Here is an 18,697-nt window from a genome sequence, read left to right as displayed (position 1 = left end):
ATTTGTCCACATTGCCGAATCGGCACTGGTCCTGCCGCGTGCCACTCCTTAGGCTGATGGTGCGCCGGCTGGGGGTGCTTCTTATGGAAGTCCTAGGTCGGGGGTTCGAATGGACGCTGTGCGCATGGTCGAGGAGGAAGTGCGCGAGCTGATTCGCCGCCGGGGCCTTGACCCCGCGGAGCAGGCCCCGGAGATCCTGCGTCTGGTCGAGGACGCGGTCAATGACTACGACGAGCGGGCCATTTTGGGCTCCCTGCCCCCGCTGGGCCACCTCGAGAACGCGCGCCGACAGGTGTATGACGCCGTCGCCGGGTTCGGGGTGCTGCAGCCCTTCCTTGATGATCCAACGGTCGAGGAGCTGTGGATCAACGCTCCCTCGGAGATCTATGTCGCCCGCGGCGGGGAGTCCGAGCTCACCTCATTGACCCTGACCGCCCAGCAGGTCCGGGACCTCGTGGAGCGGATGCTGAAGTCCTCGGGGCGGCGCCTTGATCTTTCCTCGCCCTTCGTCGATGCCTCCCTGCCCGACGGCTCGAGGCTGCATGTGGTGATCCCGGATGTCACCCGCAGCCATTGGGCGGTCAATATCCGCCGGTTCATCGCCCGGGCCACCCGACTGGAGCACCTCATTGGGCTGGGTACGCTGACGCCGCAGGCGGCCCGGTTCCTCGGGGCCGCCGTCGGGGCCGGGCTGAACATCCTCGTCTCCGGCGCCACCCAGGCGGGGAAGACCACGCTGCTCAATTGCCTGGGCGCCTCGATTCCGCCGCGTGAGCGCGTGATTACGGTGGAAGAGATCTTCGAGCTGAAGCTGCCGCTGCGGGACGTCGTCGGGCTTCAGTGCCGGCAGCCGAACCTCGAAGGCACCGGGGAGATCCCGCTCCGGCACCTGGTGAAGGAAGCCCTGCGGATGCGCCCGGACCGGCTCATCGTCGGGGAGGTCCGGGAGGCGGAGAGCCTGGACATGCTCATCGCATTGAACAGCGGCCTACCCGGGATGTGCAGCGTGCATGCGAACAGCGCCCGTGACGCGTTGACCAAGATCTGCACCCTGCCGCTGCTGGCGGGCAAAAACATAACGAGTGAGTTCGTGGTGCCCACCGTCGCATCCTGCCTCGACCTCGTGGTGCACTGCGCACGAGCCGGCGACGGCCAGCGGCGGGTCACGGAGATCATGGCCGTGGGCGCCCGGGTGGAGAACGGCGTCATCGAGTCCTCGCCCGTCTTTCGGTGGGTGGAGGGTGCCCTGCGGGTCTGCGCCACCGCCATGCCCGCGGAGGAGAAGTTTGCCGCGGCCGGCGTCGATATCGCGGCGCTCCTTGAGGAGGGCCGGTGAGCGCGCTCCTGGGCGTGATGCTCGGGACCGGGCTCTTCCTGATCTGGTGGGCGTGCTGGGGCCCGCCTCCCCGGAGTTCCGCCCACCCGCGGCGGACCCCACGGTTGCGGGAGCTGCTCGTGCGGGCCGGGGTCGGCTCGGTGTCGGTGCGGGGGCTGCTGGGCGCCTGCGCCGTCACTGGGTTCCTCGTCCTTCTGACTGCCGTTGTCCTGGTCCGCTCGATGCCCATCGCTGTCTGTTTCGCCTTATTCGGTGCCTCGGCCCCCTATGCCCTGGTGCGGTGGCGGGCGGCGAAGCGGACGGCGTCACTGCGGGAGCTCTGGCCCGACGTCGTCGATCACCTGCGCTCCGCAATCCGTGCCGGTCTCTCGCTGCCCGAGGCGCTGATGCAGCTCGCCGACAAAGGGCCGGCCGAACTGCGCGGCGCGTTTCGGGAGTTCGCGGCGGATTACCGGGCGGGTGGGCAGTTCGATGACTCGTTGAGCAGGCTCAAGGATCGGCTCGCCGACCCGGTGGCCGACCGCATCGTCGAGGCCCTGCGGATGACCCGCGAGGTGGGAGGGTCGGACCTCGGCCGGCTGCTGGGCACCCTCTCGGAGTTCCTCCGCGACAGCGCCCGCACCCGCAATGAACTCGAGGCGCGCCAGTCCTGGACGGTCAACGCGGCCCGGCTCGCCGTGGCTGCACCGTGGTTCGTGCTGCTCCTGTTGGCGACCCGGCCTGAAGCCGTCCGCGCCTACAACTCCGGTGCCGGCGCTCTGGTCCTGGCCGGAGGCCTAGTGGTGTCGATCGTCTGCTACCGCATGATGCTGCGTATCGGCGCACTGCCCGAGGACGAGAGGGTGCTCCGGTGACCGGGCAGGTGGTGGCAATGTCCCTCCTGGCGGGCGGTACGCTCGGACTTGGCCTGTGGATGGTGCTCGCGGGGCTGCCGTCGGCGCGGAGTGTCCGATTCGTGGACCGGATCAGCCCGCAGCTGAAGGTCGTGGACGTCCGGTCCCGCCTGCTCGGCGCGGACGCGGGCCGCCCGGCACCCTTCGGCCCCCTGGGCCGCATCCTGCAGCCGGTTCTCCGTGATGCGGTGCGCCGGCTGAACCGGTTCAATCCCGCATCGACCCTGCTGGACCGCCGACTGGTGCAGGCCGGTGGAGGACTGAGCGTTACCGACTTCCGGGCCCAGCAGATCCTCTGGGCGGCGCTCGGACTCGGTGCGTCCACCGCCCTGACGGTCCTGGCAGCCGGCTCCGGACGATCGAACGCGTTCTTCGCTGCGGTCCTGGTTCTCGCCTGCACCGTCGGAGGGTACCTGTTCCGCGACTATCTCCTGACCCGGCAGATCCCGCGCCGGGAGACGCGGATGCTCGCGGAATTTCCCAGCCTTGCCGAACTGATGGCGCTGGCCGTCAGCGCCGGAGAGAGCGCGACCGGCGCCCTGGAACGGGTGTGCAGGACCGCCCGCGGCGAGCTGGCCGGGGAGTTCGGGCGGGTGCTTGCCGAAACCCGGGCTGGGACCCCGGTGGTCGAAGCGTTCCAGGAGTTCTCCCGCCGCACCCAGCTGGCCCCGCTTGCCCGGTTCGTCGACGGGCTGACCGTCGCGGTCCAGCGCGGCACCCCGCTGGCCGAGGTGCTGAGGGCCCAGGCGCAGGACGTGCGCGACATGTCCAAACGGGAGCTCATGGAATCGGCCGGTAAGAAGGAGATCGCCATGATGGTTCCGCTGGTCTTCGGTGTGCTTCCCCTGACTGTCCTCTTCGCCGTGTACCCCGGCATTGCGCTGATCAACCTTGGATTCTGAACCGCACGACCGGAAAGCCGGCCGCTCAGAGAATGGAGACGACAATGGCAAGAGATCGAAGTGGTGCCCGCGCCTGGCTGGCCCTCGCCGCCATCTACCGGCGGGTCGTCTCCGACCCCGACGCTGAGCGCGGGGATGTGCCCGGGTGGGTGATGATCACGCTGATGTCGGCGGTCCTTGTGGCGGGGCTGCTGGCCCTGGCGGGGCCTGCGCTGCAGGGCCTGTTCGAGGCGGCGATGAATCAGGTGTCCCCGTAGGTGGTGCGGTCGCGAGTTCGCCGGGGCCTGCGGGGTGAGGCGGGATCGGCGGTTGTCGATTTCGCGCTGATCGGCGGGCTGCTCACGGTGATTTTCCTGGCGGTGGTCCAGCTGATGCTGGTGCTGCACGTGCGCAACACCCTGATCGACGCGGCCGCCTCGGGTGCCCGGTACGGGACCCTTGCCGACCGAAGTCCCGGGGATGCCGGGCAGCGTACCGCCGAGCTGATCACCGCGGGGGTGGGGGAGGACTTCGCTTCGGATGTGACGGTCCAACGCTCGGGGGCCCCGGGGGCGCAGTTCGTGGAGGTGGTGGTGCGGGCTCCGCTTCCGGTGGTGGGTCTGCTCGGTCCGGCCGGGGTGCTGGAGGTGCAGGGCCGTGCGGTCCTTCCGTCGTAGGCCCGCCCGGTCCGGGCTGGTCCGCACTGCACGCTTCCGGGCTCGGGAGGAGGCTGGCAGCGCGGTGCTCGAGTTCACGTTCCTCGGTCTGATCTTGCTGGTCCCAGTGGTCTACCTGATCCTGTCGGCGGGGCAGCTGCAGGGCGGTTCGTTCGCTGTGGTGGGTGCGGCCGACCACGCGGCCAAGGTGTTCGTAGAGGCCGACACTCCGGAGCAGGGTCAGGCCCAGGCGCGGCAGGCGGCCCTGGTGGCGGTGGAGAACTTCGGTTTCTCCCCGGAGCAGGCCCAGGTTGAGTTGTCCTGTGACGGTGTCTGTCTTTCCCCGGGTTCCACCGTCACGGTCGTGGTCCGCCTGGCGGTGCCGCTGCCGCTGATTCCCGCCATGCCCGGGGTGAATGACTCGGCGGTCACGGTGGATTCGAGTGCCACCCAGTCGGTGGAGCGGTTCGGATGAGCCCGGCATGAAGGCAGGGGGAGAGGCCGGACGGGGAATCGGCTGGGCGGACGAGGACGGTCAGGTGGGGGTGCTGATCATCGGTTATCTGCTGTTGCTGTTGCTGGTCCTGGCGGTGGTGCTTGCCGCATCGGCGGTCTACCTCGGGCATTCGCGCCTGTTGTCGGCGGCCGACGGCGCCGCCCTGACCGCCGCGGACACCTTCACCATCGACCCCACAGCGGGCACCGGCCCGCAACCGGTGCTTGACCCCGGCACCGTGCGGTCCACGGCCGAGGGGTATCTGCAGCGCACCGGCGCAGGACAGCGGCTTCCCTCCCTGGCCGTGGATCGGGCGACTGGCACACCTGACGGCAGGACCGCGCAGGTGGTCCTCACCGCCGTCGTCCACCCGCCCCTGGTCACCGTCCTGGTGCCCGACGGAATCCCGATCACCGCCACCGCCGACGCCCGCTCCGAACTCACCCGCTGACGGCACAGCGAGGACACAGAAAGCAACGGGCGAGGAGCAGTGAGCCAGCGTCCCCCCGAAGTTGAACGTCGCCCGCGGCATAGACTCCCAACTGACCTCGTTGACCTGCCCCCAGCAAGTCCGGGACCTCGTGGAGTGGATGCTCAAGTCTTCGGGGCGGCGCGTCGATCCCTCCTCGTCCTTTGTCGATGCCTCCCTGCCCGATGGCTCGAGGCTGCACGTGGTGATCTTGGATGTCACCCGCAGGCACTGGGCTGTAAATATCCGCCGGTTCGTCACCCGGCTACCCGCCTGGAGCACCTCATCGGGCTGGGGACGCTGACGCCGCAGGCGGCCCGGTTCCTGGGCGCCGCGATCGGGGCTGGGTGAACATCCTCGTCTCGGGCGCGGTACAAAACGACCACCGACACATCCCTACCCATCGACGGTAGTAGATACACCCAGGCATTCGCAGGATGAGACGCGGGTCCTCCCCGCGTTCTAGGTGAGACCGTAGGTGGGGCGCCTTTCAGGCGTAGCGGCAACCCGCTATTCGCTCCCAATTTTTCCCCATTCGCACGAAAATTTTCAGCGTTCTCCTAGACACTGCGTCACTTTCCCACGCGGGTTGTGACAGATCGGTTTGGTGCGTTAAAACTGCATAAAACCTCTGTAATTCCTTGGTTTCGGCTGGCGGGCTACGGCCTATCATGTTTTCGGAGGAAATATGGGTTCAGCGAATTCGCGGTGGCAGATGTTCACGCGCTGAGGCCGAACCCGAAGATGATCACCTGGACAAGAAGGTGCGCATCTCCCCGACTACGGTACGGATTTAAGACACCATCCCGGAGGCAGTGGCAGTGGATCAGTGCCCGGTATAGGGAAACAGCTGGACCTCGTGGTGACACCGTATTGCGTGGGCCTGACCACTGTATTTCTGTCATTGGAGGATCTCTAGGCGGGGTTGGCCGCAAATTTGTGTATATGGCGCTTGCTGGAGGCGCCCGAAAGCTGGGAAATCATGAAAATCAAAGCTGGTCTCATCGCCGCGTTCACCGCGGGGCTCCTCTTCACCGGAATTACCGTTCCTGCAGACGCAGGGACCACCTACACCACAAATCTGCGGGCTGCGGCCCGCGCCCTGCCCCTCGCCGCAGAGAACAATCTTGGCTATGACCGGGCCCGGTACTTTGGCAGCGGCTGGATCGACACGAACAGGGACTGCCAGTACACCCGCGCCGAGGTCCTCATCTCCGAAACCAGGGTGGCGCCGACCTACAGTTCGGGCGGGTGCACTGTCACTGCCGGCCGGTGGGTCACGAGCTGGGACAACAAGGTCCACACCTCGCCCACCACGGTGCAGATCGACCACTTGGTCCCGGTGGCCGAGGCCTGGGGCTCCGGTGCCCGGAACTGGACCCAGGCCCGCAGGGTCACGTTCTACAACGACCTTTACGCCCATTCGCTGAACGCGCAGACGAACCTGCTGAACCAGCAGAAGCAGGCCAAGGGCCCCGAGGACTGGATGCCGCCGGCCAACCAGTGCTCCTACATCGCCCAGTGGGTCATGGTGAAGACGCGGTGGGGCATGACCGTCGACTCACGAGAGAAGGCCGTCCTGGTTCAGAAAGCCGACCAGTGCCCGGCCGCCTCACTCACGGTCGTTAAGTACTAGGCTCGATCTGGGTCTAAGCCAGACAGAACGAGAGCATTCAACCTCAGGCGAAAAACGGGGCCGGTTCTTTCATTATCAGGTGTTACCCAGGGGCGGTTGTCCATCAGCATTGGAGAACGCTGCCGCAAATGGAACCGGGTTTACCAGCCCGCCAGCGGTGACGACGCCCGACGTCGTCAGGGAAGCCAGGCCCTTGGGTGCAGGGGCGGCGAGGTTGCCCAGCCATGCTGCGTTCACCTGCCGCACGATGGACCGTGCCAACCCGTCGGCCACAATCTGCTGAGCGTCGGGGTTGGAATCCCCAGCGAGTTCCCGAGAGATGATCGAGAGGCTGGAGCGGCTTCCGACCCCAATTGGACCCTCAATTGTGATAAGCCTCCAACCGACCAAGACCCGCGATCGGCGATAAAATACTCACCTTGGATGAGGTGGTTGGCATGGTGGTTGGCTCGCTCCGCCGGATGGTTCTAGCTCTCGGAACATCGCTTGCCCTCTTGTCTGGGTCCGTGACCGTCGCACCGCCGGTTCACGCCGCGCCCCTCTATGGCCACGACGTGTCCTGGCCTCAGTGTCCGTCCTCCGTCGGCGGGTTTGGTTTGCCTCTGCCACCGGTCTCCACCCAATTCGTCATCATTGGGCTGACGAAGGGTTTGCCCTTCACCGAGAATCCTTGTCTGGCAAGCCAAGTCAACTGGGCCAGAAACAACAACAAGAAGACCCACGGTTACGCAATGGCTGCGTTCCCCACTGCAGCGCAGTTGAGTGCGTACGGTGCCCGGGGACCGTGGACTGCCACCACCCGGGCCGCACAATTGTCCAACGTGGGTTACGCCGAGGCGAAGTTCGCCGTCGCCAGCATGAGCCGGGTCGGTTTCCGTCCGCCGGTTGTATGGATCGACGTCGAGCCGCGTCCGGCTCAACCCTGGCCGACGGGCACCGCCGCTCAGCGGCGGGATAACCGGCTCATCATCGAAGGGCTGATGCGCGGCCTCCGTGACTCGGGGTTTTCCTACGGGCTGTACTCCTATGCGGCGGGTTGGGCTGACATCACCGGGTCGTGGCGGTTGCCCGGGGTGCCGGTGTGGGCCACCGCTGGCAGGCTCGACTATCCGAGCGAAGCGCTGGATCGATGCCGGCAGTCCAGCTTCTCCGGCGGCCGGGTGTACCTCTCTCAGTGGTACGACGACACACGGGACTACGATCTGACCTGCGAACCCTACGCCTTCACGCCCTTAGCCGTCCCGGCATCGACCCTCTCGCGGTCCACCGCCGACTTCGACGGCGACTGGAACAACGACCTGATGGCCCGGGTGACGGCGACCGGAGACCTCCGGCTGTATCGGGGGAAGGGGAACGGCGCGGTATGGGCTGGTACACGCATCGGAGCGGGCTGGGGTCCGCTGAACGCGCTCGAGACACCAGGTGACTTCAACGGTGACGGAAAAGCCGACGTGCTGGCCCGGGAAGCGGCCACCGGATATCTGTGGCTCTACCGGGGAAACGGAACCGGCGGATGGTTGCCACGGGTACGGGTGGGAACCGGCTGGAACGTGTTCAATTCCATCGTGGGGCCAGGCGATTTCAACGGAGATCAGTTCGTCGATGTTCTCGCGCGGGAGCGGTCGACCGGGTACCTGTGGCTGTACCGGGGAAACGGTACCGGTGGATGGTTGCCGCGGGTCCGGGCGGGAACTGGCTGGAACTCATTCAACTCCATCGTCGGACCGGGGGACTTCAACGGCGACGGACGTGTGGACCTCTTGGCACGCGAAACGGCGACGGGATACCTATGGCTGTATCCGGGAAACGGCGCAGGCGGGTGGCTGCCGCGCGTCCGGGTGGGATCAGGCTGGAATTCACTGACGGCGGTGATGAGCCCCGGAGATCTCAATGGCGACCGTACCGCCGACGTCGTGGGACGGGACCGTCAGGGCAACCTGTGGCTGTACCGGGGCAATGGGTCAGGCGGGTGGTTGCCCCGAGTGCAGATCGGCAGCGGGTGGAACGGACTCAACGCGATCTTCTGACCTCCAGCACAGTTCCAACGCACTAACCGGCGGCCACCCCGGCGGCCTTGCCTGCGTTCCGGAGATTCTTTGCGGCCGCGGCTGCTGCGGCCGGTCGGTGAGAAGCCCGGGCCTGAGCCGGCGCGGACTTCTCATCTCCGGCGGGCTGCGCCCGTGACTTCAGGGTTTGGCGTAGTCCGCGAAACCCTGCCAGTCAATGATCACGCAGGGTTCGTCTCCCAGTACCCAGGCGTCGTGCCCGGGCGCCATGGTGGCGAAGTCGCCGGGCCCATACTCCATCTCTTCGCCGTCGTTCATTACGACCTTCATCCGGCCGGAAATGAAATAGCCCATGTGGGCGGCCTGACAGCTGTCGGTTTTGGCGATCGGCTTGACGTGCTCGGACCAGCGCCATCCCGGATTGAACGTGGCGCGGCCCACGGCGCCCTGCTCCAGGTTGACGAGTTGAAGCTGGCCCGTACCGCCCTCGAAGGGACGCGTCTCCTCGGGCGAATCGAGGCTTTTTCGAACTAGCCCTGGCATATTGACCTCCTGTGGATGAAATTGCTCGTTGTTTAGGTTCCGGTGACTGCTCTCTGGGGATTTTCACCTCCTCGGATGGGTATGGAATGCAGCTGATGGTGCCCGCTGCGGAAGGGCCGCCCATGCACTGGGCTACTGCCACAAGGTATAAACCCGGTCGCCCCTTGCTGCCTAGGGCATATGGTCCCCGGATGAGCTGCACCCGGTGTGGCCCCGTGGCTGACCGGAGACCGGTGTTCCCGACAATCTCTCGGCATGGACCTGCCTATCTTGAAGAAAGTCAGCTAGAGTGCCGGTATGGCACTCCGATCAGACTGGTCCGAACGCGACTGCAGCATGGCCCGCGGCGTTGACGTCCTTGGTGATCCCTGGATCCTCCTGGTGCTCCGGGAGGTGTTCTTCGGGAACGGGCGCTTCGATGCCATGAAGCTCCGGCTGGAAGTGTCCGATTCCGTTCTCACCAGGCGTCTTGCAGATCTCGTGGAGTCCGGGCTGCTCACGAAGAGGGCGTACAACGACGGCGGTCGCACCAGAAGTGAGTACGTTCTCACCCCGATGGGGGAGGACGCCCTCCCGGTCCTGAACGCGGTCACGATCTGGTCCGAGAAACACCTCCCTGCACCTTCCGAGCAGGCACATATGTACGTCATCCACTCCGTCTGCGGTCAGCGCACCGGCTCCGCCGACACCTGCACCGGGTGCGGTGAACGGCTGACTGCCGCCACCACGAAGTGGCACAGCCAGACAAGGACCGATGCGCCGGTGGAACTGGCCACCGCCGTGGTGCCGTCCGCTGAAGCGACGAAGGCGGCAGCAGTATGAGCGCGGACCGCACCGTCGACGTCGACGGAACGGCCGCGGAAGCCGGCCGGGGAGTGGCCGGCGGAACCCACAACCCCGCCACCGGCGGCGCCCCCGCACCCGCGCGTTCCCGCCGCTTCCACCCCGCCTGGACCGTTGCCGCCGTGGCCTTCCTCGCGCTGGTGGGTGCCGCAGGGTTCCGAGCGGCACCGGGGGCCCTGATGGTGCCGCTGCAGGCGGAGTTCGGCTGGTCCACCACCGTCTTATCGGCAGCCGTCAGCATCAACCTCGTCCTCTTTGGACTCACGGCACCGTTCGCAGCTGCCCTGATGGAGCGGTTCGGTATTCGGGCGGTGACGGCGACCGCGCTGGTGCTGATCGGTGCAGGAAGCGCCCTCACCGTGCTGGTGAACCAGGCATGGCAGATCCTGCTGACCTGGGGCCTGCTGATCGGGCTAGGCACCGGGTCCATGGCCCTGGTCTTCGCCGCCACCATCGCCAACACCTGGTTCGTCAAGAGCCGGGGGCTGGTGATCGGCATCCTCACGGCGGGCAGTGCTGCCGGCCAACTGGTCTTCCTGCCGTTCATCGCCCTGCTCGCCCAGGATCCGGGCTGGCGGCAGGCGTCCCTGCTGATCGCCGCGGGCGCCTTGGCTGTGGTGCCGCTGGTGTTGAAGTTTCTCAAGAACTCCCCGGCCGACGCAGGCGTGCTGCCATACGGCGAAACCCCACCTGCCGACGGAACGCTGCCGGTAACCCCAACGCCGGAGACCGGTCCCCGGAGGAACGCCGCGGTCCGCGCTCTGCAGGTCCTTAGGAGGGCCAGCCGCGTCCGGACGTTTTGGGCTCTGGTTGCCGGTTTCGCGATCTGCGGCGCCACAACCAACGGCCTGATCGGCACCCACTTCATTCCCTCGGCGCACGACCATGGCATGCCGGAAACCACTGCCGCCGGCCTGCTCGCCGTCGTCGGCATCTTCGACATCGTGGGCACCATCGCCTCCGGCTGGCTGACGGACCGGTTCAACCCGAGGATCCTGCTCGTCGTCTACTACCAGTTCCGCGGGATCGGCCTGTTGGCGCTCCCGCTGCTCCTGGGCGCCGAAGTCCAGCCCAGCATGATCGTCTTCGTCGTGATTTACGGTCTCGACTGGGTGGCCACCGTGCCGCCGACGGCGGCCATCTGCCGGGAAACCTTCGGCGCGGACGGCAGCGTGGTGTTCGGCTGGGTGTTCGCAGCCCACCAGCTCGGAGCAGCCGCGGCAGCACTGGGCGCCGGTGCCATCAGGGATGCCACGGGCCAGTACACCTACGCCTGGTTCGGGGCGGCAGCTATGTGCACCATCGCAGCCGTCATCAGCGCCACCATCCGTAAGCAGCGCAGCCCCGGGCAGCAAGCGACAGAGCGGACGGCCGCCTAGCGCTGGGCCGCTGAGCGGGCGAGAAGGCCATCACCGCCACCTCATCGCATCGAACAGCGGTCTGCCAGGCTGGTACGTCGTCCACGTCCGGGCTCGTCGATGCCGCTACTAATACGCATCGCCCGCAACAGATGTGCGGCGGACACGCAGGAGGACGGCAGGGGGCGGTAATGTCTCGTCTCGTGGCGGCCGGGGAGCTGGCCACGGCCAGTAGCCTCGACGCAGCGGAACCGGTGACGGAGCTCGTTGAATGAGGCGCAAGCAGGGGGAGCCGCATCATGACCGCAGGCGTTGACACGTCCTTTAACTACCGCTCCGATACGCCTCAGGGGAAGGATCCCGACAAGTACAGCCCGACCCTGCGCAACCATCACCAGTTGCTGTGGAGCAAGGATCTGCCCTACGGCGGAGGACGCTTCGATTTGGTGCAAGAGCCCGGCAGGTACCTCGTGCATCGGTCCGAACTGGGTGTCTTCCTCCTTGCCAGCGACGCCATCACCACGAGGCTGACGGACAAGGCGTCTGCAGCCATCGCGCAGATCCCAGCCGATGAATTGCCTCAATACGGCGGCTACACCGCCGGCAGCGCCCTCGTGTTTCCCGGCAACCGCATCGGCGGAAAAGTGGAGATCAATAGTGCGCGGGGATTGAACCCCAGCATCGCCGACCGCTTCGACATAACCTTGGAATGCATCCGCCGCCACTATTCAGGCGAATCGTCAAACAAGTTTGGAGAAGTCTTAGACAGGTATTCAGACTTTTTTGCCCTGTTCAAGGACTTCAACGGGTACGTTGAATTTTTCCTTCTGCAGGACCTCATTAATGAGGATGGCACCATCCGCTTCTTCCACCCGTTCGACAACTTCAGGACGCCGGCAGTTCCGAGGACCCCCGACGAATACCTCGAGTATTTACAACACAGCAGGGCTTTCATTCGTGCGCGCAACGAGAGGATCGACGCCCAGCCCTGACCTTCTGATCGGCTGGTTCGGAAGATAGGGTGAATACCCATTGGAGTCCTTATGACGCCAATGGGATCGCTCCTCGCCCGTGGTCGACAAGCAGCCGTGAAGGCGACATTTTGTTTATGCACTCGCATAGGTTGACTAACCTGATTTCTGCCTGCATGCTCAACAGGTGATTCCAGTCGAAAAGCGGATTGCCCTGCTTATTGATGCCGACAATGCGCCAGCATCCAAGGTCGACGTCGTCCTTACCGAGGTGGCCCGGCACGGCGTCGCTAATGTGCGAAGGGCCTACGGGAATTGGAAAAGCCCACATCTGCAGCAGTGGGAGGCCACTCTCCATCCCTACGCGATACGACCCATCCAGCAATTTGCGTACAGCACTGGCAAGAATGCGGCTGATATGGCGATGGTGATTGATGCCATGGATCTGCTGAGTGCGGGTTCAATCGATGCGTTCGCCCTCGTTTCGAGCGACGCAGACTTCACTCCTCTGGTCATGCGCATACTGGCGGACGGCTTGAAGGTGTACGGCTTTGGCCAGAGGCAAACCCCGGAGCCGTTTGTCAATGCATGTTCGTTATTTACCTATGTCGAAGGGCTGGGGCAACCTCCAACGAGCCCTGACACCATGCCCGCCGGAGGCGTCGACCCGAGAAAGCTGCGTGGTGATACCCGTCTGGTGCTCCTGATGCGCAATGCGGTGGAAGCTGCCAGTGGGGATGACGGCTGGGCCAATCTCGCTTCGATCGGAAGCCAAATAGGAAACCAGGCGTCGATGGATCCACGCAACTACGGCTATCCGAAATTGGGCAACCTGATCGAGGCAACAGGGTTGTTTGAGGTTAAACGTGAGAACCAGAAGATCCTGGTTAGAGACAAGCGCAACGTCGCGCGGAACGCCTCCGTATGAGAGACGGTCGTGCTGGCTCAAAGCAATGGCCGAATCCCGGCCAAGCACAGGTTTGGGCGCCAAGGAAGCCCCGCCGCCCATGAAGTCATGGTTATGGCGGGTTCGCCTTCCTGCGTGCTAGCAGCCCGAACCGCTATTCTCCCTGCGCGTCTCACTGTTCGTGATGACGACCTGAGAGTTGGTGCGGCAGGTCTCGCCATTCTCGGTGACAGTGTTCTGGCTGCTGAGCTTCGTCACCTTGTCGGTCACGGTGTAGTGGGTCTTATAGTCGAACGATGACTGACCGATGGTCGTCTTCTCGCGGGTGTTGGTCGTGTAGTGACCGTCGGCATTTCGGGTCACGCCGCGGCGCTCGTAGGTGAATGACCCATCGGGGCTGCTGAATTCGGCGTGCTCCACCTGGGCGCGGTTGCTGCCCGGGTCGGACGGCGCGGCCAGGGCCGGCGAGGCAGTGAGGGCGAGAACGAGGCCGGCGCCTGAGGCGACAACCAATCGGGTCAGATGTTTCATGGTTGGTGGTCCTTCCGCTTCTCTGTCGGACTGCCCCCAGCACCAGTGACCGAAGCCTAAGGGCCGCGCACAGTTGCGTCAACGAATTGTTTTCCCCGGGGCGCCCGCGCATACGCGGACGCGACATCACGCTGCCCCGAAGGTCCTGGCGCACCAAGTCCTTTGGGTTTCAGCGCTCCTCGAGCCCCCACGGCGACCCGTAGCCGGCCGGCGCATCGGCAGCCAGCAGCTCAAGGAACGGCCGGGAGTCGAAGGCTTCGGGCCCGAGCACGCCCGTGCCCTGCCAGATCCCGGCCGCGAGCAGCTCCAGCGCGATCACCGGGTTCACGGCGGTCTGCCACACCACCGCCTGCGATCCGTACTCGGCCATCGACCACTCGTTGTCCACGACGTGGTAGAGGTACACAGCCCGGGGTGCGCCGTTCCGGCCGATCCCCGTCACGTACACGCCGGCGCAGGTCTTGCCCGTCATCCGATCGCCGAGGGTCGCCGGATCGGGGAGCGCCGCGGCCACGACGTCGCGCGGTGCCACGGCGGCCCCCTTGACCATCAGCGGCTCGGTGGAGTCGAGGCCCAGCTTGTGCAGGGTCTTGAGCACGCCGATGAACTCGTCCCCCAGGCCGTACTTGAACGTCACCCTGCGGGCCTTGGTCCAGCGCGGCATGAGGATGACCTCCTCATGTTCAACGTTGACGCACTCCACCTCCCCGATCCCCTCGGGAAACCGGAAGACCTCCGGTTCGCTGAACGGCTCGGTGGTGTACCAGCCGATCCCGCGCTCGAAGACCACCGGTGGGTTCAGGCACTCCTCGATGGTGGTCCAGATGGAGAAGGACGGAGCGAACGCCGGCTCGCCGTCGGCCCCCGCGACGACGAGGTTGGCGCCGTCGCGCACCGCCAGCTCGTCGATCGAGGAGAACAGTTCGTCCTCCGCGTAACGGGCGAAGACATCCGACAGCCCCGGTTCCACCCCCATCCCGACCAGGGCCAGTCGGCCGGCGCCCTCCCACTGCTGCGCGAGCGCGAACTGCTCGTCGCCGAGCATCACCCCGGTCTTCGCGTACGGCTCCTCCGGGTGACGGACCGACAGGCTCATCGCCATGTCGAGATAGGTCGCCCCGGCGTCGAAGCAGCCGTTGAAGATAGGCATGACGAAGCGGGGATCAACGGCGTTGAGTACGTGGGTGATGCCATGCTCGCGCACGAGCGCGGCGACCGCGTCCGCCGACGACGCGTCCACCTGCGCGGCCACCAGGCGGCCGTCGTCGAGCGAATCCACCAGGGCCTGCGGCCGGGCCGGGTCGTAGTCGGCCACCACCAGCAGCTCGAAGAACCGGCGCCGGACGGCGATCCGCACCGCTGCGGACCCCACGCCACCGGCACCGACGATGAGGATGCGCATCAGGCGAGACCGCCGTCGACCGAGCGCCGGTAGGTATCGGGGGAGTCGGGCACCAGGACGGGCGTGTCGGCGTTCAGGCTCTCCCCGCGAAAGAACGGCTGCGACCCCTTCCGGGTCCGCCAGGCCAGCATGAACACCAGTCCCAGGGCGAGGGACCCGATGCCGACGACGAAGGTGCCGCCGATCCCGAAGAGCACGCTGTACCCGTAGTCGACGTCGGCCATGTCGATCGCCGACCGGATGAACGCCGCCGTCAGCATCAGTGCGCCCAGGAGGGGGAACAGGAACCGGAAGACGAAGTTGCGCCGGGAGGTAAAGAGGTCGCCGCGGAAGTACCAGACGCAGGCGTACCCGGTGATGGCGTAGTAGAAGGCGATGGCCAGGCCGAGGGACAGGATCGAGTCGGCGAGGATGTTCTCACTAACGATGGTCATCACCACGTAGAAGGCGACGGCGGCGATCCCCATCACCAGGGTGGAGAAGGACGGCGTCCGGAAACGGTCGTGCACCGTGCTGAACCGGCGGGGGAGCGCCTGGTAGACGGCCATCGAGAGGGTGCCGCGCGCGGTCGGCAGGATGGTGGTCTGGGTGGAGGAGACCGCCGAGACGAGCACCGCCACCACCAGCAGCCAGGCGGCCGGGCCGAGTACGGCGTCCTTGAGGGCGAAGAACACGTCCTCGGCATTCACTTCGTTCCCCAGACCGGTGCCTTCCTCGCCCACCCCGGCGTACATCATCGCCGCCACGGTGACCGCGACGTAGGTGACGAGCAGCAGGACCGTGGTGACCAGCGCCGCCAGGCCCGGGATGCGGCGGGCATCACGGGTCTCCTCGTTCAGCGCCAGGCAGGTGTCCCATCCCCAGTAGATGAATAGAGCCAGCAGGATGGCCTCGGTGAACCCTGCGACGCTGTCGAACGCGAAGGGGTTGAACCAGTCGAGCGACGGCGCCGTGGCGTTTTCGGCGGTGCCGTTGGCGACCCCGATGAGGGCGAACACCACGAACAGGGCCAGCGCCAGGTACTGGACCGCCAGGAGGACGTTCTGCAGCTTCGCGCCGATTTCGACACCGCGGTAGCTGACCAGGGTCATCAGCGCGATGAAGAAGACGCCGGTGGCGGTGACCAGGAAGGAATTTTCGGCGAGCGAACCGTCGCCCACGAGCAGCCACATATAGAGTCCGGCGATCTGGGCGAGATTGGCGAGTACGATGATGCCGGCGACCGCCACCCCCCAGCCCGCCATCCAGCCCACCCAGGGGCCGAACGCCTTGGTGGCCCAGGTGAAGGAGGTGCCGCAGTCGGGGACATCCCGGTTGAGCTCCCGGTAGGCGAAGGCGATAAACAGCATCGGGATGAACGCCAGGATGAAGGCGATCGGTGCCTGCGCTCCGACCGCGAGGACCACGAAGCCGAGCGATGCCGCCAGCGAGTACGCGGGCGCGGTCGAGGCCAGCCCAATGATCACCGACCCCCACACGCCCAGGGTCCCGGCCGCGAGTCCCTTCCCCTCACCCGACGGCGTGCCTTGAGCATCTCTTCCAGTCGCTGTGGAACTCATCGTGCGCCTCCGCTGTCCGGCCGGCCGGCGTCATTGTCGACCGCAAACGATGTGACGCCCCTCACTATACTGACTAGTCGGTTTTTGTAACGGCTCTTTTTAGGTCCGGGGATGGGTGGGCGCAGGAACCTCCGCAGCCCAGCCCGGAAGCGCCGAGGGGTGCGGATGGGTTGTGTGCGCGCCTCAGTCCACGAACTCCGACTGGGTCTCGATGAAGTCCCAGTCGCCGGAGGAGAGAGTCGTCCCGCTGAGGTCGGGGCCGCCGACCTCGCTCACGGCTCGGGCGGCGTCGGGATCGATTGCCGTCGCCCGGAGGTTCTCGCGGAACCATTCCTTCGGCATGACGTCCAAAAGGACCCACCACTGTTCGATGCGAAGTTCTGCCATGATTGTGCCCCTGACGACGTGGACTGTCCCTCAACGGTAGGCGCGTTGATTCCGCCCTACAAGGGCATACGCCGTCCCGGCGACTTCATGACCTGCCGATGCCTCGCCCGCCACACGCGATGCCCTGAAAGTGTTCCGGGCCTCCGCTCATTTCCGGCCGGCCGCCGCTACACGCATTCAATACGCCGCTGCTCGAACTGGAATTCACCATTCGCAAAATGAGCGTCGATATCAGCGGTGCAGGTCGCTCCGAACGGATCCACGTGGACCTCGAATAACCGATCAGCATGCGAGGATTTCGGTACGGGCCCCCAAAGAATCGATCCGGGCAATGCCGTAGTCGATGGGCGCAAATGCCGGGGTACCGCTTCCATGTGGCGACTCTACGCGCAACTACTGGGACGCACTCCCAAAAACCAAGTAGTGGCTCGAAGTATTCGAGTAGGGACGACACCGAATTTGAACCGGGCACTGCAAATTACGTGAAGTACCGTCGCCGGAACGGCGCGGTTTAGTGGGGGTTATCGGAAAAGAAAAAGCGCCGCCACCGCCGGATCAGTCGACCGAAATGGCAGGACGCTATGACAGCAGTTCGACCACTACCACGACCCACGACCTCCCCATCCATCGATGCGCCGCGCCGCAGCCGCCTGGCCCCGGTCTTCTCCCGCCAGCTCCGGTTCCTCAGCCCGCGGGGGCCCGGCTCCGCCAAAAGCGCTTCAGCCCTGCTGCTGGCCACGACCTTCTCTCTGGTGGCCATCGGGCTCATCATGGTCCTGTCCGCCTCGTCCTTCGCCCTCGCCGCACAGGGACAGTCGCCCTACGGGACGTTCCTGCGGCAGGGCCTGTGGTGCGCCCTCGGGCTGATCGCCCTCCTGGTCTTCGCGCGGATCCCGCTCCGCCTCTACCGCAGGCTCTCCCGGGTGGCGCTGCTGGGCTCCTTTGCTCTGGCGGTGCTGGTCTTCACGCCGCTGGGCGTGGAGGTGAACGGCAACCGGAACTGGATCGCCATCGGGTCGATGACCATCCAGCCCTCGGAGTTCCTCAAGTTCAGCCTGATCCTCTGGGGCGCCGGGGTCCTCACCGACCGGGTGAACCTCCAGCGCAACCCGCGGCACGGGGTGGTGCCGGTCCTCCTGGCGTCTGGAATTGCACTCTGCCTGGTGCTGGCGGGCCGGGATCTCGGAACGGCGCTGATCCTCGCGCCCGTGGTCGGCGGCCTCTTCTTCTTCACGGGCGCCCGGCTCCGCTCCCTGATGCTCGGTGCGGGCGTCGTCCTGTTCGCCGTCATCATCGCGGTCCTCTCGAGCCCGAACCGCCTGAAGCGGATCCTCGTCTGGCTTGACCCCTCCGGCGCCGGGGCCGCCGAGGGGCTGGGCTACCAGGGCACCCACGCCGTCTATGCGCTCGCCGGCGGCGGGGTGTTCGGGGTGGGCCTGGGGCAGAGCCGCCAGAAGGTCCACTGGATTCCCGAGGCCCACAATGACTTCATTTTCGCCGTCCTCGGGGAGGAACTCGGCCTGGCCGGCGCCGCCCTGGTCCTGATCCTGTTCGCCACGCTGGCCGTCGCGATCGTCCGGATCGCACGCCTTGCGGACAACCCGTACGCCATCTGCCTCTGCGGCTCGGCGCTGGTCTGGGTGCTGGGCCAGGCGGTGGTGAACATCGCCGTGGTCACGGGCCTGATTCCGGTCGTGGGCATACCCCTTCCCTTTATCTCGTACGGCGGCTCGTCAATCATCGCCCTGCTGGCCCTGGTGGGCGTCCTGCTTTCCTGCCTGCGCACGGCCGGGACCACCCGGGACGCGGTCGGCTCCGGCTGA

20 protein-coding genes and 1 pseudogene are annotated in these 18,697 nt (G+C 66.0%); 15 read left to right on the top strand and 6 right to left on the bottom strand.

Going from position 1 to position 18,697, the window contains the following annotated elements; all coding sequences use genetic code 11:
• Positions 1-109: 109 nt before the first annotated feature.
• From I6N91_RS08220 to I6N91_RS08180, 9 genes and pseudogenes are all read left to right on the top strand, one after another.
• Positions 110-1,336: a CpaF family protein gene (locus I6N91_RS08220; protein ID WP_198812099.1), complete on the top strand. Its 1,227-nt coding sequence runs from the start codon at positions 110-112 to the stop codon at positions 1,334-1,336.
• Complete coding sequence (locus tag I6N91_RS08215) at positions 1,333-2,190, top strand: type II secretion system F family protein (RefSeq protein WP_198812098.1); 858 nt, start codon at positions 1,333-1,335, stop codon at positions 2,188-2,190. Before I6N91_RS08220 ends, I6N91_RS08215 begins: the two co-directional genes overlap by 4 nt.
• A gap of 17 nt (positions 2,191-2,207) precedes the next feature.
• A complete protein-coding gene (locus I6N91_RS08210) occupies positions 2,208-3,131 on the top strand; it encodes a type II secretion system F family protein (protein ID WP_198812239.1) in 924 nt (307 codons plus the stop codon).
• 44 nt (positions 3,132-3,175) lie between these two features.
• On the top strand, positions 3,176-3,388 hold the full coding sequence (locus tag I6N91_RS08205; protein WP_233091629.1) for a hypothetical protein: 213 nt from the start codon (positions 3,176-3,178) through the stop codon (positions 3,386-3,388).
• A 3-nt stretch (positions 3,389-3,391) separates the two neighbouring features.
• Positions 3,392-3,787 carry a TadE/TadG family type IV pilus assembly protein gene (locus tag I6N91_RS08200; RefSeq protein ID WP_198812096.1) on the top strand — a complete coding sequence of 132 codons (396 nt, stop codon included), beginning with the start codon at positions 3,392-3,394 and terminating at the stop codon, positions 3,785-3,787.
• A gap of 64 nt (positions 3,788-3,851) precedes the next feature.
• Complete coding sequence (locus tag I6N91_RS08195) at positions 3,852-4,241, top strand: hypothetical protein (RefSeq protein WP_198812095.1); 390 nt, start codon at positions 3,852-3,854, stop codon at positions 4,239-4,241.
• A 7-nt stretch (positions 4,242-4,248) separates the two neighbouring features.
• On the top strand, positions 4,249-4,713 hold the full coding sequence (locus I6N91_RS08190) for a pilus assembly protein TadG-related protein (protein WP_198812094.1): 465 nt from the start codon (positions 4,249-4,251) through the stop codon (positions 4,711-4,713).
• Positions 4,714-4,774: 61 nt separating this feature from the next.
• A pseudogene (locus tag I6N91_RS08185) lies at positions 4,775-5,108 on the top strand (CpaF family protein); the annotation flags it as partial.
• Positions 5,109-5,713: 605 nt separating this feature from the next.
• Positions 5,714-6,367 carry an HNH endonuclease family protein gene (locus I6N91_RS08180; RefSeq protein ID WP_198812093.1) on the top strand — a complete coding sequence of 218 codons (654 nt, stop codon included), beginning with the start codon at positions 5,714-5,716 and terminating at the stop codon, positions 6,365-6,367.
• Between the two features lie 75 nt (positions 6,368-6,442).
• Here the strand turns inward: I6N91_RS08180 and I6N91_RS17105 are convergent, their stop codons facing one another.
• Complete coding sequence (locus I6N91_RS17105) at positions 6,443-6,604, bottom strand: hypothetical protein (RefSeq protein ID WP_233091628.1); 162 nt, start codon at positions 6,602-6,604, stop codon at positions 6,443-6,445.
• A gap of 494 nt (positions 6,605-7,098) precedes the next feature.
• Between I6N91_RS17105 and I6N91_RS08170 the strand changes: the two genes are divergently transcribed.
• Positions 7,099-8,394 carry an FG-GAP-like repeat-containing protein gene (locus tag I6N91_RS08170; protein WP_233091627.1) on the top strand — a complete coding sequence of 432 codons (1,296 nt, stop codon included), beginning with the start codon at positions 7,099-7,101 and terminating at the stop codon, positions 8,392-8,394.
• Positions 8,395-8,553: 159 nt separating this feature from the next.
• On the opposite strand, the gene I6N91_RS08165 is transcribed toward I6N91_RS08170, so the two are convergent.
• On the bottom strand, positions 8,554-8,916 hold the full coding sequence (locus I6N91_RS08165; protein WP_198812091.1) for a cupin domain-containing protein: 363 nt from the start codon (positions 8,914-8,916) through the stop codon (positions 8,554-8,556).
• A gap of 297 nt (positions 8,917-9,213) precedes the next feature.
• On the opposite strand from I6N91_RS08165, the gene I6N91_RS08160 reads away from it, so the two are divergent.
• The 4 genes from I6N91_RS08160 (at position 9,214) to I6N91_RS08145 (ending at position 13,016) form a co-directional block, all read left to right on the top strand.
• Positions 9,214-9,738 (top strand): helix-turn-helix domain-containing protein, encoded by a 525-nt coding sequence (locus I6N91_RS08160; protein WP_198812090.1) that lies wholly within the window; start codon positions 9,214-9,216, stop codon positions 9,736-9,738.
• Positions 9,735-11,138 (top strand): MFS transporter, encoded by a 1,404-nt coding sequence (locus I6N91_RS08155; RefSeq protein WP_233091626.1) that lies wholly within the window; start codon positions 9,735-9,737, stop codon positions 11,136-11,138. Before I6N91_RS08160 ends, I6N91_RS08155 begins: the two co-directional genes overlap by 4 nt.
• A gap of 278 nt (positions 11,139-11,416) precedes the next feature.
• On the top strand, positions 11,417-12,109 hold the full coding sequence (locus I6N91_RS08150) for a hypothetical protein (protein ID WP_198812089.1): 693 nt from the start codon (positions 11,417-11,419) through the stop codon (positions 12,107-12,109).
• Between the two features lie 166 nt (positions 12,110-12,275).
• Entirely contained in the window at positions 12,276-13,016 is a 741-nt protein-coding gene (locus I6N91_RS08145; RefSeq protein ID WP_198812088.1) for an NYN domain-containing protein, read from the top strand.
• Between the two features lie 117 nt (positions 13,017-13,133).
• Here I6N91_RS08145 and I6N91_RS08140 read toward each other — a convergent pair whose 3' ends face one another.
• The 4 genes from I6N91_RS08140 to I6N91_RS08125 form a co-directional block, all read right to left on the bottom strand.
• Positions 13,134-13,526, bottom strand: a complete 393-nt coding sequence (locus tag I6N91_RS08140) for a hypothetical protein (protein ID WP_198812087.1) — start codon at positions 13,524-13,526, stop codon at positions 13,134-13,136.
• Between the two features lie 169 nt (positions 13,527-13,695).
• Positions 13,696-14,928 (bottom strand): saccharopine dehydrogenase family protein, encoded by a 1,233-nt coding sequence (locus I6N91_RS08135; protein ID WP_198812086.1) that lies wholly within the window; start codon positions 14,926-14,928, stop codon positions 13,696-13,698.
• Entirely contained in the window at positions 14,928-16,487 is a 1,560-nt protein-coding gene (locus I6N91_RS08130; protein ID WP_198812085.1) for an APC family permease, read from the bottom strand. The genes I6N91_RS08135 and I6N91_RS08130 overlap by 1 nt, the downstream gene beginning before the upstream one ends.
• 183 nt (positions 16,488-16,670) lie before the next feature.
• Entirely contained in the window at positions 16,671-16,874 is a 204-nt protein-coding gene (locus tag I6N91_RS08125) for a hypothetical protein (protein ID WP_198812084.1), read from the bottom strand.
• 581 nt (positions 16,875-17,455) lie between these two features.
• On the opposite strand from I6N91_RS08125, the gene ftsW reads away from it, so the two are divergent.
• The gene (ftsW, locus tag I6N91_RS08120; RefSeq protein WP_198812083.1) at positions 17,456-18,697 is read left to right on the top strand and encodes a putative lipid II flippase FtsW; all 1,242 of its coding nucleotides are present in this window, start codon (positions 17,456-17,458) and stop codon (positions 18,695-18,697) included.

Origin of the sequence: Arthrobacter sp. MSA 4-2 (genome assembly GCF_016405885.1) — a bacterium.
Lineage (GTDB): Bacteria > Actinomycetota > Actinomycetes > Actinomycetales > Micrococcaceae > Arthrobacter_D.
The sequence above is the reverse complement of the archived record's forward strand: the minus strand, read 5'-3'. Positions and strand labels throughout refer to the sequence as shown.

Excerpts from the sequence above, each read along its gene's own strand:
- I6N91_RS08220 (WP_198812099.1), top strand. The coding sequence starts at position 110 with ATGGACGCTGTGCGCATGGTCGAGGAGGAAGTGCGCGAGCTGATTCGC.
- I6N91_RS08170 (WP_233091627.1), top strand. The coding sequence starts at position 7,099 with ATGGCTGCGTTCCCCACTGCAGCGCAGTTGAGTGCGTACGGTGCCCGG.
- I6N91_RS08130 (WP_198812085.1), bottom strand. The coding sequence starts at position 16,487 with ATGAGTTCCACAGCGACTGGAAGAGATGCTCAAGGCACGCCGTCGGGT.
- I6N91_RS08140 (WP_198812087.1), bottom strand. The coding sequence starts at position 13,526 with ATGAAACATCTGACCCGATTGGTTGTCGCCTCAGGCGCCGGCCTCGTT.
- I6N91_RS08125 (WP_198812084.1), bottom strand. The coding sequence starts at position 16,874 with ATGGCAGAACTTCGCATCGAACAGTGGTGGGTCCTTTTGGACGTCATG.
- I6N91_RS08155 (WP_233091626.1), top strand. The coding sequence starts at position 9,735 with ATGAGCGCGGACCGCACCGTCGACGTCGACGGAACGGCCGCGGAAGCC.
- I6N91_RS08165 (WP_198812091.1), bottom strand. The coding sequence starts at position 8,916 with ATGCCAGGGCTAGTTCGAAAAAGCCTCGATTCGCCCGAGGAGACGCGT.
- I6N91_RS08135 (WP_198812086.1), bottom strand. The coding sequence starts at position 14,928 with ATGCGCATCCTCATCGTCGGTGCCGGTGGCGTGGGGTCCGCAGCGGTG.
- I6N91_RS08180 (WP_198812093.1), top strand. The coding sequence starts at position 5,714 with ATGAAAATCAAAGCTGGTCTCATCGCCGCGTTCACCGCGGGGCTCCTC.
- I6N91_RS08150 (WP_198812089.1), top strand. The coding sequence starts at position 11,417 with ATGACCGCAGGCGTTGACACGTCCTTTAACTACCGCTCCGATACGCCT.
- I6N91_RS08160 (WP_198812090.1), top strand. The coding sequence starts at position 9,214 with ATGGCACTCCGATCAGACTGGTCCGAACGCGACTGCAGCATGGCCCGC.
- I6N91_RS08205 (WP_233091629.1), top strand. The coding sequence starts at position 3,176 with ATGGCAAGAGATCGAAGTGGTGCCCGCGCCTGGCTGGCCCTCGCCGCC.
- I6N91_RS08190 (WP_198812094.1), top strand. The coding sequence starts at position 4,249 with ATGAAGGCAGGGGGAGAGGCCGGACGGGGAATCGGCTGGGCGGACGAG.
- I6N91_RS08210 (WP_198812239.1), top strand. The coding sequence starts at position 2,208 with ATGTCCCTCCTGGCGGGCGGTACGCTCGGACTTGGCCTGTGGATGGTG.
- ftsW (WP_198812083.1), top strand. The coding sequence starts at position 17,456 with ATGACAGCAGTTCGACCACTACCACGACCCACGACCTCCCCATCCATC.